We start from the raw sequence: 13,151 nt of genomic DNA, 5'->3' as shown, positions 1-13,151 counted from the left end.
TGATCGTGGGTTATAACTGGCCTGAGTGGGCACTGTTGTCGCTGGTGGGGATCGACCCTCGCGAAGTGCTGCAGGTGCTCATGGGCACCCGCCGATGGCCTCGGCGGGCGCGTGGCCGGAACGAACTCGCGGTCCTGACGGTGTGGGGCCGAACCGAGACGGGCCGGCCGCTCATCGTCGCTGTCCGCCGCACCGAAGGCTGGCAGTGGGACATCCTGGGCGCGGTCGAGATGACCGAAGCCCAGGTGGCCGAACTCGAGCGTTGGGAGCACGCCGATGACTGACTATCCGACGAAACCCGAGGACGTCCGGGACTTCCTGTCCGGTCTGGAATACAGCGACGCGCCCGTCGACCCGGCCGAGCTGCCCCCGCCGCTGCGCGCCGAGGACACGGTCACCGTCACCACGTCGCTGCGCATCCCGCTGGATCTGCACCAGCGCGTCAAGAAGGCCGCCGAGCAGCGCAACGTGACCATGTCCGCACTCATTCGCGACTGGATCGAACTGGAGCTGGCCGCCCTGGAGAACGATCAGCCCATTTCGCGCGCCGACGCCCTGCGGGCACTGGCTGCCCTGCATCCGCTGCGGCAGTCGGCCTGACCTGCCGCCGCGACGGCGTCACCGGTCGTCGCGGGTGAGGATCGAGTCGAGCCGGGCGGCGAACTCGTCGGGTGCGCTGCGGTAACCGACGTGATCGCCCGCGAACTCGACGAGGTCCAGCCCGAGTTCCTTCGCGAGCGCGGCGTTCGGGAGTGCCGGGAAGGTGCCTCGCGATTCGCGCCCGACCCCGAGCACCAGGCGGTCCGCCGACGCGCGCAACGCCGCGAGATCCGGGGTGTAGCGGGGGTACTGCCTCAGCTCGTGCTCCATCCAGAACACCAGGTTGCGCTGGATCCTCCGCACCATATCGACGGCTTGCGGCGGCAGCTGCCCGCCCGGCGGAGGCGGCGCGATCCGCAGACCGATCCCCTTGGCGAACGCCGCCATGGCCGCGGACGTGCCCTCGCTCCTGCTCTGTTGGTGGATGCAGTCCAGGAAGGTCAACCATTTCTCGGCATCGGGCAGCAGCGTGGCCAGCGGTGGTTCGTGCGCGACGAGCGTGCGCACCAGTTCCGGCCGGGCGCGCAGCAATTCGAGTGCCACGATCGCGCCCGAGCTGCTGCCGAGCACGTGGGCAGGCTGGTCGGTCAGGTGCGTGAGCAGCGCCGCGGCGTCGAGGCCGTCGGTGACCACGCGATCGTCCGGCGGTCCGTCGAGGGGGCTGCGGGTGAAACCGCGCCGGTCGTAGGAGACCACGCGGTAGCGGTCGGCGAGACGTTCGGCGATGCCGTCGAAAGTCCCTGCGTCGCCGTTGCCGCCGGGGATCAGCAACAACAGCGGTCCGGCGCCGCGGACCTCGTAGTAGAGGGTGGCGCCGGGGACGGCGAGGGTGTGCTGGGACGGTGCGTCCATCGGAAATGCTCCTGGAAGAAGGGACAGTTGCCGCAGTGCATCCCGGATGACCGGCGTCTCCACCGTAACGAAACTTGCATGGCACGCAAGATTGCCTGATCGGAAAGGTTTGTGTCAGACCATATCCGGGCAGCGGCATGCCGAAATAACTGTGGCGGAGGGTAATCGGAGGGCGTAGGAGGATCTCGTCGCGACCGAATCAGGTCTGCTCGGCCTGCGCGATCCCGTCCAGCGCCCGGCGCACCGCGTCTGCCGGGTCGGCCGCGACCACCGTGGCAGCCACCGGTCGCCCGTTCACGTCGCGAATCTCCCAACCGCCCAGGGAGACCACCGGAATCCCGCCGCGCCGCCGCGCGAGCGCGACCTCCGACAGCGTGCCCCACGAGCCGCCGATGACGATCACCGCGTCCGCCGACTCGACGAGGATCGCGTTGCGCGCCTCACCCATGTTCGTGAACAGCACCGCCGACAATCCGGGACACACCGCGCCGCGATCGGTGTCCGGACGCACGCCGATCACGAGCCCACCGGCCTCGGCGGTGCCGGCGGCGACCGCGGCCATCACGCCGGTACCGCCACCGCACAGCACGGTCACCCCCGCTCGCGCCAAGAGCCCGCCGACCGCGCGCGCCCACTCCGCTTCCCGCCGCGTGCACTCTCTCGGTCCGCAGACCGCGACCTGCCGCACCGGCCTCACCCCGCGGGCCGGACGACCGGTTCCAGGCGCTCGCGCAACGCCATCGCGTCGCGGGGCGCCCGCACCTTCGCGTCGTTGTCGAAATAGGTGTAGACGTCGCACGATCCCGCCCACGAACGAATCTTCTCCGCCCACATGTCCAAGCCCTCGTCGGTGTATCCGCTGACGTAGAGCTCGTCGTGCCCGTGCAACCGGATGTAGACGAAGTCGGCGGTGACCTCTTCGAGCAGCGGATACTTTCCCGCGGCGTCGGCGACGACGAGGGCCACGTTGTGACGGGTCAGCAGATCGGTGAACGCCGGGGTCAGGAAGCTGTCGTGCCGGATTTCCAGGGCATGCCGCACCGGCCGGTCGGCATCGGTGCTGGTGTGCGCGGGGTCGACGCGGTGATCGTGGCGCCGCGCGATCTCGGCGGCCTGCTCGGTGCTGCGGGGGAGCCGGGACAGGAAGCCGTCCAGTACGTCGGCGTCGAAGCGGAAGGTCGGGGGCAGCTGCCAGAGAATCGGGCCCAGTTTGGGCCCGAGCGCCAGCGGGCCGGACGCGAGGAAGTTCGCCAGCAGTTCGTCACCGTCGCGCAGCCGCTTCATGTGTGTGATGAAGCGGCTGCCCTTCACCGCGAACAGGAAGTCGTCCGGCGTCTGCTCCGCCCACCTCTGGTAACTGGACGGGCGCTGCAACGAATAGAACGAGCCGTTGATCTCGACGCTGTCGAGTCGCTCCGACAGATAGGCCAATTCGCGCTTGTGCGCGAGGCCCCGGGGGTAGAACGTTCCGCGCCACGGCGGGTAGACCCAGCCCGACGTACCGATCCTGATCCGGCCCATCTCTCCATGGTGGCAAATTCACTACGCCGATGTGGTCTTCGCCGTCACCTTGCCGACCAGCCAGGCCACCGCCAGCGCCGCCAGGAACGACAGCAGCGATGCGCTCATCCACGCCTGCCCGGTGAAGTGCACAACCTGGCGAACGCCGTCCCAGAATCTCGTCCACGCACCGGCGTCACCCGGGTTGACCAGTTGATATACGGCGAACCCGCTCAGCCAGGCGGCCACCATGCCCCAGCGCGCGGGCGCGTCCGCTGCGGTGTTCCACTCGCGGCGGGCACGCAAGAAGAAGTCGGCGACGAGCACGCCGAGCAGTGGCACGAACACCGAGCCGATCAGCCCGAGGAAGCCGAAGTAGTTCGCCATGTTCAACCGCAGAGCCAGAATCGTGATCAGGGCACCGAGGCCGATCGAGAGCACCCGGCGATCGACGCGCGGTGCGAGATTCTGAATCGAGACGGCGGTGGAATAGACATTGGCGAAGGACTGATCCGCCTCTCGCAGCACGAAAACGAAGAAGAACACCGCACCGAGGCTCACGTGCAGGAAAGGCGCGTACGGTCCGCCTTCCCCGGTCGCGAGCGCCAGCGCGAACAGGCCGAGGACGTAGGCGATGATCTGGGTGAGCGCGTACGCCCCGCCTGCCGCGCCGAACGCCGAGCGACCGGAGCGGGCGTGCCGGGTGTAGTCGGCGGCGACCGGCACCCACGAGATGGAGACGGCCAAGGCGGCATCGGTGGCAACCCAGAAGAGGTTCCAGTCGACGCCGAACGGGCCGCCCCCGCTCGGGCCCGGGTTCGCCCGCAGATCGGGCAGACCGGCGCGCAAGAACTGCGCGTAGAACCAGACAAGGGCGATCACGACGCCGGCGGTGACGAATCTGCGCAGCAACCGCACCGAGCCGAGCGGCCAGATCGTGAGTACCGTCGTCAGTACCCCCGCGGCCACCACGTAGAGCCAGTGCGGGCCGCCGCCGAACAGTTCCTCGGCCGCGTCACCGATGACGATCAGCTCGAACGTTCCCCAGCCGATCAACTGAGCGATGTTGAGCGCGGTGGGCAGATAGCTGAGCTTCGCGCCGAACAGCCCGCGCAGCAGGACCATCGCGGGTTGTCCTGTGCGCGCACCTGTCAGTGCCGCGGCGCCGAGCATCGCCGCGCCGACCAGGGTGCCCAGGACGGTCGCCAGGATTCCGGCCGCGATCGAGAGCTGCGCGGCCCCCTCTGCGTTCGGCGCGAGCACCGTGTACGCCCCGGAGAAGGCGAAGAGGCTGACGCCGAGATTGGCCCAGAACGCACTCTGGTCCCAGAACGAGAGCACTTTCGGTGCGGGCTGGTCGAGGGTCAGGGGGGCTTCGTGCGCGTTCGCGCGGGTCGATGACGACATGAAGGAAACGCTCTCCCTACGCCGGCATTACCCGGACAGGTTCATGCGGTCGGCGACGCGTGCGGTTCGCCCTCTCAGCCCGGCCGTACCCGAGCTCCCGCGGTGGGGTGATTCCGGCGAATAGTACACCCGCGCCAATTTTCCTTGCCGGGGGAGAAGAGCCGGGGCGGACGTTCATCCGGCCGCCCGGCGTTTCAGCCCATGAGGAACGAGGCGGCGAACCAGGCCAGCACGACCAGCACCGCACCTACGAGCGCGCCGGGGAACAACGCCCGCCCCTGCCGGGCCGCCATACTCGAGAGCAGCACCCCCACGGCGAATCCCACGATCCCGCCCCCGACCATGATCCACACGCCCGCGCTGGTGTCGACCCGGCACTCGGGCTTGGACGCGCAGATGCCCCCCGCCATCAGGAACCACGGCGCGAGGATGGTCGACATCGCGGCCAGCGTCGCGGGCAGGAACCACAACAGTGCGCTGACGACGAGATCCGCCGGGCGGGGCGGTGCGACCGCGTGGGTCTCGGGCTCACGCGTCGGATAGCCGGAGGGGGTCGTGCCTTGGGACACCTGATTCAGGTAACCGTGCATCGTGTCTCGCTATCGCTTGTCGGTGGAGTCGACCGGGCCGATGGAAGTTATACACCAGCCCTCCGCGCGTGGAAGTGCTTGTGCTCCCGGCGATGCGAGCACGCGGCCTGTATCTCACAGCGCACCCGACCGCTCGACCGGCCCGACCGCCTTCAGCGAATGTTCAGCATCACCAACGGGTTCGGGAGCGCGGACGAAGCCGCGCGCGGCTGCCGGTGACCGTGGCCGGTGAGAGGGCGGATGCCGCGCGGACGAGTGATCGCATCGCCGCAGGCAGGCCGCCACTACCGATGTCCGGACCCTACCTACGCGACCATCCTGTGTGGCGAGCCGCTGCACCGTCGAGAAGACGCGGCCCAGCGGTGCACCGCATGGACCGAACGACGGCGTCGCGACGATCCGCGCCGAGTTCGCTCATCCGCGCTCGCCGAAAACGCTTCTACTGTGGGAGTCACGCGTTTGACCACGCCCCGAGATCTCGACCGGACCATCAACGAATCCGGCGCACACCACGGTTCGCCCATCGACCACCGGATCGAGCGGATACCGCTGTATTCGCCGGAATTCGCGACCGATCCGCATCGCGCCTACCGGGACATGCGGGCCCGCTACGGGTCGATGGCGCCGGTCGAGCTGGCCCCCGGCGTGCCCGCGACGTTGGTGCTCAGCTACCACACCGCCGTGCGAATCATGCACGACCCGCAGCACTTTCCCGCCGACCCGCGCGCCTGGCAGGCGACCGTCCCCGCCGACTGCCCGGTGCTGCCGGTGCTGGAGTGGCGCCCCAACGCCATGCGCAGCGTGGGCGAGGCGCACGCGCGCTACCGGCAGGTCAACACCGCGAGCATCAACGCCGTCGACCTGCACGCCTTGCACGAAACGGTGGAGCGGATCGCGGCCGGGCTGATCGACGCCTTCGGCACGGCGGGCAGCGCCGATCTGGTGTCCCAGTACGCCCTTCCGCTGGCCTTCGAGGTGATCAACGCCCTGCTGGGCTGCCCGCCGGAGATCGGGCGAGAGGTCGCCGTCGCGACCGCCGCCGTATTCGACGGCGTGGACGCCGAGGAGGGCAACCGCATGCTCGGCACCGCCCTGCTGCGGCTGATCGAGCTGAAGCGCGCCGAGCCGGGCCGGGACATCACCACACGACTGCTGCGGCATCCGGCCGGCCTGGACGACGCGGAGGTGATCCACCAGCTCGTCGTGCTCTACGGCGCGGGAATCGAACCGCTGCAGAATCTGATCGTCAACACCTTGCTGCTGATTCTCACCGACGACCGGTTCGGTGGCGACGTCCTCGGCGGCAGCCTGTCCACTCGCGACGCGCTGGACGAGGTGTTGTTCACCGACCCGCCGATGGCCAATTTCTCGGTCACCTATCCGCGCCAGCCCATCCTGATCGATGACTTCTGGCTGCCCGCCCACCAACCGGTCGTCATCAGTTTCGCCGCCTGCAACAACGACCCGGCGATCAGCGGGCACAACCACAGCGGCAACCGGTCGCATCTGGCGTGGGGCGCCGGACCGCACGCGTGCCCCGCCCGCAGCCCGGCCTATCTCATCGCCCAGGATGCGGTCGACCAGCTGCTGGACGCGCTGCCGGAATTGCGGCCCGCCGTGCCCGTGCGCGAATTGACGTGGCGGCCAGGGCCTTTCCACCGTGCCCTGGCCGCACTGCCGGTTGTCTTCCCGGCAACGCAGCCCTGGCGATCCTGAGATCCGGTAATCGGTCAGGACGGCACTTTCGGTGCGAGCCGGGCGAGGTTCGCCGGTCGCGCGAAGGTGTCGGCGAAGGCGTCGGCCAGGGCCGGTTCGTCCCGGGCGGCGAGCATCATCTCCTGCATGGCAGGGGGCGGATCGAGCACCGTCGCCGTCCACCGCGCGGCGGGGTGCGCCACAGCCGTCAGCCACGGCGCGGCCGCCCATTCCATCCACGCGCGGTCATAGGGGCCGTCCGGGTCGTGCAGGATCGCCTCGCCGTAGCGGATCGCGCAGTGCACGGCGTTGTTGGCGCCCTGCGCGCCACCGGGATCCATCCGGCAGACGACGTCGCCTCCGCCCAGCACCGGCCGTCCCGAGGGGAGGGTGCCCACCGGACGGCGCATGACCGGGGTCACCGCCCCTACCAGCGTGGCCCCGGCGTCGGTCGGTTCCGCGTGCCGGTAGCGCTCGGCGAGTTCGGCGGGCAGGTGCGCCTCCAGCAGTCGCCTGGCCAGTGACCAGCGCTGTGCCGGCGTGCCGTGCTGGTCGAATACGTCCAGCGCGCCGCCCGGCCGCGCCTCGAAAAGCAAGATCTCGCAGCGGCGTTCCTGCCCCGGCCGTCCGGTGAGGCCGGGATAGGAGATCACTTCACCGTGCTCGGGTAGCGCGGTGTAGGAGCCGAGGCCCTCCGGGTCCGGCTCGACACCGTCCAGGTACAGCACGGCGAGCCGCCGCAGCGCGGCGGCGGGCGTGGGCCACGCCGGATCGGCCTCGAAGCAGCCGGCGAGGTCGCGACCGGCGCGGGTCACCACGGTCAGGGCGTAGTCGGCGGCGGCCCGGTCGAGTTCGGCCACCGAGGGCTCGGCGATGCGCAGGTCGCCGCCCGCGGCCAGGAACTCGCCGAGCCAGCGCGCGAACACCGTCCGCTGATCCACGCTCTGCGCGGGGCGGGTGAATCGTCCGGCCCAGGTCACCACCGTCGCCCGGTCGACGGCCATGGTGAACCGGATGCCTTCGATGTTCGGGGCGCTCGAGCGCCAGAAGCCGAGGCCGAGGTCCGATTCGAGGTCGAGCGTCGGCGGGAACTTGACCTGGGTGCTGGTCACCGTGCCGGTGAGCACCGCATCGGCGTCCCGATCGGTCACCAGCGTGACGGCCCGGCCACCACGCAGCAGACGATGGGCGAGGGGTAATCCGCATTCGCCCGCCCCGAGTACCAGTATCTGTCCCACCCTCGTGTCCTTCCGGTCGTGAACTACCGCGACAGCGCAATAGTCCGCGTATAGGTGGGCGCGGCACATCGGTAGAGACCCGCGAATTTCCGGATGCGGCCGGACTACGCTGCACTGTTGTGTCGGTAGGACGTGCGTCGAGTCCGGGTTTCCCACCCGCGGCCGCCAGTGATTTCGTCGGGCGCGAACGTGAGCTGGAGCGGATCGGGATGGCGCTGCTGGGCGGGACCCGCCTGGTCACGCTGATCGGCGCGGGCGGCATCGGCAAAACACGGCTGGCGACCGAAGCGGTGCACCGGTTCCACAAGGCGCGCCGTGTTCCGGTGCACTGGGTGCGCTTGGCGCTGCTCTCGCGTAACGCCGACGCGGCGGCGGTCGAGGAACAGGTCGCGCGCTCGCTGATGGACGCCGACTTCTCCGGACGCTCGGCGTGGGAGGCGGTGCTGGACACGCTGCGCCGCCGCGACGCGGTCGGGCGCACCCTGCAGACGATCCTGGTGATGGACAATTGCGAACACGTCCTCGACGGCGCGGGCCGGGTGATCGCCGACCTACTGGAGGCGGCGCCGGGCCTCACGGTGCTGGCCACCAGCCGCGAGGCGATCGGATGGGTCGACGAGCAGTTGGTGCCGGTGCCCGCGCTGTCGCGGGAACAGGCGCTGGCTCTGTTCCGCGCCCGCGCCGGTCTGACCGGGCACGCCGTCGCCGACGACGAGACCGAGCTGGCGGTGGCGATCTGCCGTCACGTGCACAACCATCCGCTCTACATCCGGCTGGCCGCCGCGCGGCTGTTGCGGCAGCCGCTGCCGATGATCCTGCGTGACCTCAGCGGTGAGGCCACCGACCGGCGGCTGCGCTGGTCGCATGGTCCGCGGGTCGGTGCGGAGGCGCGCCACCAAGGCATTCGCGACGTCATAGCCTGGTCCTACGACCTGTGCGGGGACAAAGAGCGGCTGCTGTTCGACCGCCTGTCGGTGTTCGCGGCCGGGTACGACGTGGACCACGACAACGCGGACGCGGCGGAATCGGACGTCGGCGCCGAATTGGAGGCGATCGAGGCGGTCTGCGCCGACGACGAGCCGGACGGCTTGGCCCGCGCCGAGATCGAAGGCCTGCTCGAGCGATTGGCGGACCAATCGCTGGTCTCGGTGCATCTGACGGCGACCACCGTGCGGTATTCGCTGCTGGAGAGCGTTCGCCTGTTCGCGCAGCAGCGCGCGAGCGAACGCGGCGGTGAACCGGCCCGGCTGGCGCGCGCGCACCGGCGCTACTACCGCGACAAGGTCGTCGCCGCCCGAGCCGGGTGGTTCGGCCCGGACGAACAGCGGCTGCTGGATTGGGCGCGGGCAGCCTGGGACAACCTGCTGTGCGCGATGGCGGGCAGCCTCGCCACCGCGGAGGAGGCCGCCGTCGGGCTGGAGATCGCCGCCGGGCTGATCGCGCTGCGCTGCCCGTTCCTCACCGGCTCGCTGCGGGAACCACGCCATTGGGCCGAGCGCACGCTGGCCGCCAGCCGGGAACTCGACCCGCCGCCGCTGCCGCTGCAGGTCACGACGATGTCGCTGATCGCATGGATCAGCCTGTGCCAAGGCCTGCACCACGACGCCGAACGCACGCTCGACGAGTGCGTGGTGCTGTGCGCGCCCGACGGCGCCGCCCGGGCGGGCTGGCGCGAGCAGCCCGACCGCGACCTCGGTCTGCCCGCCCCGGTCGAGTTCGCCCGAGGTGCCGAGATGATGCTGGTGGACCGCGACGTGCGCGCGATAGCGGTGCTGGCCCGCGCGCGAGAGAAGTTCTCCGTCGACGGCGACCGTGGTGGGGCCGCGATGAGCGAACTGTTCGAAGCGCTGGCCGCGGCGTTGCTCGGCACACCCGCGCAGGCCTTGGAGATCTCCCGGCGGCACCTGGAGCACGCCGAGCGCTCCGGGGCGCGGTGGGCGACGTCCTGGGTCGGCCTGGCCCGGGCTATCGCGCTGACCAAACACGGTGACCCGGAGCAAGCGCTCGCCGTGACGCACGCGTCGCTGACCACTCAGCTGGCGATGCGCGACCAATGGGGCGCGGTATGGGCCGTCCACATCCGCGGCTGGGCACTGGCGCGGCTGATCCGCGACACCGACGGCGAACGCTCCGCCGCGGTGACGGGTTGGGCGCGCGAAGTCGCGCGACTGACCGGTGGCGGTGCCACACTGCGGGACAGGATCGGTGTGGACATCGCCAATCTCGGCCCGTTCGCCACCGAAACCGACATCGCCGCCGACACCGCTCGGGCGGTCCTCGGAGAGACCGCCTTCGCGGAGGCGGAACGCGAGGGTGCGTTACTGCGGCCGGAACTGGGCGAGGTAGCACAGCTGGCGCTGGGGAAGCTGTCGCTGGACCGGCTACCCGTCGAGCATCCGGTCCGGCGGCACCGTCCTTCGCACTGGGAGGACTTGTCGGCCGCCGAACAGGAGGTGGCCGTGCTGGCGGCGGCGGGCTGGACGAACACCGCCATCGCCGCCCGGCGCGGCAGTTCGTTCAAGACGGTCGACGCCCAGATGGCGGCGATCCTGCAAAAACTGATGATCGGCTCGCGAGAGGACATCCGCGCCCTCGTGCCCGACGACCGGCAGGCCGAGGTGACCGAGGAGGCCGCGCGCAAACCGCAGCGCGCCCGGCGCTGAGGCGAGCACCGTCGGCACTCGGCCGAGTTGTCCGGTGGTGTCGTCGGCGCCGATGACAGGCGGCAGGCCGGGCGACGTCTCTGCGGGGACGCCGCCCGGCCCGCTACCGGCCGGATTCGCCGAGGCGACCGGTGCTCACTCCGCCCGTTTGCGCGCGGTGATCTGGATACCGGGCTCGCCCGGGATGCGGCGCACCTGGGCGTCGGTGACCGGGAGATCGGCCACCAGGTCGCGGCCGTCCTCCAGATCGAGGCCGTAGCCGGCGATGTAGGTGCGGAAGAACGGAAGGCAGGCCCGCGCCATCGGCTGCGGCAGTTTCCAGCGGTCGACGAAAGTCCGCGCGTCCTCGAAGGTACAGCCCCGATCGGCCTCGATCACCAGCAGCAGCCCGCCGGGCCGCAGCACCCGGATCATCTCCGCGAGCCCCTTGCGCTGATCGGGCCAGTGCTTGATCGAACCGGAGCTGATCACCGCGTCGTAGGCGGCGTCGGGGAACGGCAGGTCCGTCGCCGATCCTTCCCGGAACTGGATGCGGCTGCCCAGCGCCGCGCCGCGCTTGCGAGCCCTGCGCACCTGCTGCGGGGAGAGGTCGATGCCGGTCAGCCGCAGCGTGGTCCCGGCGGTGGCCAGTCCGACCGCGAGTTGCCCACCGCCGCAACCGACGTCGAGAACCTGCGCGCCCTCGTCGAGCTGGGCGACGATGTCGTCGAACAGGGTCGGGGTCATCTCCCGCACGGCATCGGAGATGAAGTTGTCGTAGAACCACGAGTCGATCGGGTTGTAGCGCTTGGTCTTGTCCAGCAGGACGGTCATGGCGTGCTCCTAAACGCGGGTGGCGAACTTGATCTTGCGGCCGAGAGTGTGCGGTTGTTGCTGGGCGACGATCGTTTCCTGGACGCGCTCGCGGCTGCTGCGCACGATCTCCATCGCCTCCTTCACCGCGACGTCGATGTCCATCACGGTGGGGATGTCGAGCATCGAGACGATGGATTCCAGGCGCTGTTCGGGGGTGCCGCGTACCGTCACGACCGGCTGCCCGAGCTCGCTGATCGCGTGCAGCAGTTGCCGATCGGAGATGGCGCGGTAGCGCTCGTCGACCGGCCGGTGGCCGTCGGGATCCATCGGCACCTCCACCGGGAGGTGGAAGAAGATGTCGTAGTTCTGCCGGGCCCGCTGCCGGGCCATATCGCCGTAGGCGTTGAGGTAGCGGCGGTAGAACGGCCGGCCGGGCAGCGTGATGGTGTTCTTGACGGCCTTGTGCCATCGGCTCGATCCGGGGTTGGGACCGGTGACCAGCCGGGTGGTGCCGTAGACCCACTCGTTGAGCACCGAGCCGTCGGCGATGAAACCGCCCTGGGCGTCGAGGATCGCCTCGGCCTGGATGCGAAGTTCCAGCCTGCGGAAGCCGAGCGCCATCAATTCGGTGGTGCTCAAATCCTGGAACCGCATGCCCGGGTAGAGCTCGGTGACCACCTCGCGGGCGGAGGAGGCGTCCACCCGGGGGATGCCGGTCAGCAGGGACAGCGCCGTGGAGGTCGTGGTCTTTCCGGTCGAATACGTTCCGGAGATGACGATGCGTCGATAGTTGTTTCCCGACATGAGAATGCCTTTCCGATCGTTCGGGGATGCGCGGGTCAGGCGGGCAGCCGGTGCGCGAGGTCGTATCGGATCTCGCAGCCCGCGAAATCCGATGCCCAGCTGGAGATGCGCCAGTCGCCGCCGCCGAAGGCGAGAACCATCGAGCGCACCATGTGCGTGGTCGCGGTGCCGGAGGTGAGCGGCGCCGGGGGAGCGGACGCGCGCGCGGTCATCCGGCGCATCCACAGCGTCTCACTGTCTTTGCGGGCGATGTTGTCCAGCTCGTAGAGCACGACCTGGGACAGTTGCGCCAGGATCACCGTCGCGTCGACCAGCGTCACCGAAGGCTGGTAGGCGTCGGCCACGCCCTGCCAGGGACCCGCCGAATCCGGTTCCGTCAGAACGAAATCGGCGTGCGCGCGGCTGCCGCCGTCGGAGACGACGACGTTGCGCAGATACTGCCCGCGGGTGTAGACCCCGCCGTGGAAGTATCCCCGCCCGGTCTCGTGCACGGTGCGCCGTGTCGCCTGCGGCGGTCGCGGCGGCGCGGGCAGCGCCACGGTGGCCTCCAGGCTCATGCCGCCGCCAAGCGCTCCGGTGATGCTGATCGTGTTCCCTTCCACCGCGGCGACCGTCGCGCTGATCGGGAACTCCTCCAGCGATTCCGTCGCGATGGTTCCGCTGCTGAATTGGACGTACGGCACCCAGCACGACCGGATGTCGCTGTCGGTGAGCCCGTAGCACTCGCGCAGGATCACTTCGAGCAGCCGGTAGCCGAAGATCGAGCAGTCGATGCTGCTGACGTGCGGCACCAGCACGCGGGTGCTCTTGCGCGACCAGTCCAGCGGATAGTGCACGCCGGCCGTGGCCGTCAGCCGCGGCCGGTCCTGCGCGTCGCGGTCGAGGACGATGTCGAAGATGCGGTGCGTGATCCGCTTGTACCCCTCGCCGAAGAACCGCCCGTCCCGGTGGCCCAGCACGGTGTCGATATCGGCGTAGGCGATCAGCTCGGTGGACATGTGGGTTCC

General features: G+C 69.9%; 13 protein-coding genes and 1 riboswitch. Of the genes, 4 read left to right on the top strand and 9 right to left on the bottom strand.

The genetic code is table 11. The features are described from left to right. Window positions 1-5: 5 nt before the first annotated feature. Together NG1_RS28760 and NG1_RS28755 are read left to right on the top strand one after the other, a co-directional pair. A complete protein-coding gene (locus tag NG1_RS28760; RefSeq protein WP_062975986.1) occupies window positions 6-284 on the top strand; it encodes a hypothetical protein in 279 nt (92 codons plus the stop codon). Further along, window positions 277-600, top strand: a complete 324-nt coding sequence (locus NG1_RS28755) for a ribbon-helix-helix domain-containing protein (RefSeq protein WP_062975984.1) — start codon at window positions 277-279, stop codon at window positions 598-600. The genes NG1_RS28760 and NG1_RS28755 overlap by 8 nt, the downstream gene beginning before the upstream one ends. Before the next feature lie 18 nt (window positions 601-618). Here the strand turns inward: NG1_RS28755 and NG1_RS28750 are convergent, their stop codons facing one another. The 5 genes from NG1_RS28750 to NG1_RS28730 all read right to left on the bottom strand — a co-directional run bounded on the left by NG1_RS28750 (window position 619) and on the right by NG1_RS28730 (window position 4,949). Continuing rightward, window positions 619-1,452 (bottom strand): alpha/beta fold hydrolase, encoded by an 834-nt coding sequence (locus tag NG1_RS28750; RefSeq protein ID WP_062975982.1) that lies wholly within the window; start codon window positions 1,450-1,452, stop codon window positions 619-621. A gap of 199 nt (window positions 1,453-1,651) precedes the next feature. Further along, window positions 1,652-2,140, bottom strand: coding sequence for an SLOG cluster 4 domain-containing protein (locus NG1_RS28745; RefSeq protein WP_062976026.1), 489 nt, complete (start codon window positions 2,138-2,140; stop codon window positions 1,652-1,654). A gap of 5 nt (window positions 2,141-2,145) precedes the next feature. After that, entirely contained in the window at window positions 2,146-2,973 is an 828-nt protein-coding gene (locus tag NG1_RS28740) for a DUF72 domain-containing protein (protein ID WP_062975980.1), read from the bottom strand. A gap of 21 nt (window positions 2,974-2,994) precedes the next feature. Next, window positions 2,995-4,359, bottom strand: a complete 1,365-nt coding sequence (locus NG1_RS28735) for a purine-cytosine permease family protein (RefSeq protein WP_062975978.1) — start codon at window positions 4,357-4,359, stop codon at window positions 2,995-2,997. After that, a riboswitch (TPP riboswitch) is annotated at window positions 4,356-4,470 on the bottom strand. It overlaps the preceding gene by 4 nt. A gap of 83 nt (window positions 4,471-4,553) precedes the next feature. After that, entirely contained in the window at window positions 4,554-4,949 is a 396-nt protein-coding gene (locus tag NG1_RS28730) for a hypothetical protein (RefSeq protein ID WP_062975976.1), read from the bottom strand. Window positions 4,950-5,408: 459 nt separating this feature from the next. Here NG1_RS28730 and NG1_RS28725 point away from each other — a divergent pair, with 459 nt between their 5' ends. Then, window positions 5,409-6,665 (top strand): cytochrome P450, encoded by a 1,257-nt coding sequence (locus NG1_RS28725; protein ID WP_210750922.1) that lies wholly within the window; start codon window positions 5,409-5,411, stop codon window positions 6,663-6,665. A 14-nt stretch (window positions 6,666-6,679) separates the two neighbouring features. Here NG1_RS28725 and NG1_RS28720 read toward each other — a convergent pair whose 3' ends face one another. Then, window positions 6,680-7,882, bottom strand: a complete 1,203-nt coding sequence (locus tag NG1_RS28720; protein WP_062975974.1) for a styrene monooxygenase/indole monooxygenase family protein — start codon at window positions 7,880-7,882, stop codon at window positions 6,680-6,682. 119 nt (window positions 7,883-8,001) lie between these two features. Here NG1_RS28720 and NG1_RS28715 point away from each other — a divergent pair, with 119 nt between their 5' ends. Next, window positions 8,002-10,545: a helix-turn-helix transcriptional regulator gene (locus tag NG1_RS28715; RefSeq protein ID WP_062975972.1), complete on the top strand. Its 2,544-nt coding sequence runs from the start codon at window positions 8,002-8,004 to the stop codon at window positions 10,543-10,545. A 135-nt stretch (window positions 10,546-10,680) separates the two neighbouring features. On the opposite strand, the gene NG1_RS28710 is transcribed toward NG1_RS28715, so the two are convergent. The 3 genes from NG1_RS28710 to NG1_RS28700 are packed head-to-tail and all read right to left on the bottom strand — an operon-like array spanning window position 10,681 to window position 13,142. Beyond that, complete coding sequence (locus NG1_RS28710) at window positions 10,681-11,358, bottom strand: class I SAM-dependent methyltransferase (protein ID WP_040871969.1); 678 nt, start codon at window positions 11,356-11,358, stop codon at window positions 10,681-10,683. A 9-nt stretch (window positions 11,359-11,367) separates the two neighbouring features. Further along, on the bottom strand, window positions 11,368-12,144 hold the full coding sequence (locus tag NG1_RS28705) for an ATP/GTP-binding protein (protein WP_040871970.1): 777 nt from the start codon (window positions 12,142-12,144) through the stop codon (window positions 11,368-11,370). A gap of 35 nt (window positions 12,145-12,179) precedes the next feature. Beyond that, entirely contained in the window at window positions 12,180-13,142 is a 963-nt protein-coding gene (locus tag NG1_RS28700; protein WP_062975970.1) for an AvrD family protein, read from the bottom strand. Between the last annotated feature and the right edge of the window lie 9 nt (window positions 13,143-13,151).

The organism is Nocardia gamkensis NBRC 108242, from assembly GCF_001612985.1.
Lineage (GTDB): Bacteria > Actinomycetota > Actinomycetes > Mycobacteriales > Mycobacteriaceae > Nocardia > Nocardia gamkensis.
This window is presented reverse-complemented; position numbering and strand designations above follow the sequence as displayed.

Excerpts from the sequence above, each read along its gene's own strand:
- NG1_RS28755 (WP_062975984.1), top strand. The coding sequence starts at position 277 with ATGACTGACTATCCGACGAAACCCGAGGACGTCCGGGACTTCCTGTCC.
- NG1_RS28750 (WP_062975982.1), bottom strand. The coding sequence starts at position 1,452 with ATGGACGCACCGTCCCAGCACACCCTCGCCGTCCCCGGCGCCACCCTC.
- NG1_RS28740 (WP_062975980.1), bottom strand. The coding sequence starts at position 2,973 with ATGGGCCGGATCAGGATCGGTACGTCGGGCTGGGTCTACCCGCCGTGG.
- NG1_RS28735 (WP_062975978.1), bottom strand. The coding sequence starts at position 4,359 with ATGTCGTCATCGACCCGCGCGAACGCGCACGAAGCCCCCCTGACCCTC.
- NG1_RS28730 (WP_062975976.1), bottom strand. The coding sequence starts at position 4,949 with ATGCACGGTTACCTGAATCAGGTGTCCCAAGGCACGACCCCCTCCGGC.
- NG1_RS28710 (WP_040871969.1), bottom strand. The coding sequence starts at position 11,358 with ATGACCGTCCTGCTGGACAAGACCAAGCGCTACAACCCGATCGACTCG.
- NG1_RS28705 (WP_040871970.1), bottom strand. The coding sequence starts at position 12,144 with ATGTCGGGAAACAACTATCGACGCATCGTCATCTCCGGAACGTATTCG.
- NG1_RS28700 (WP_062975970.1), bottom strand. The coding sequence starts at position 13,142 with ATGTCCACCGAGCTGATCGCCTACGCCGATATCGACACCGTGCTGGGC.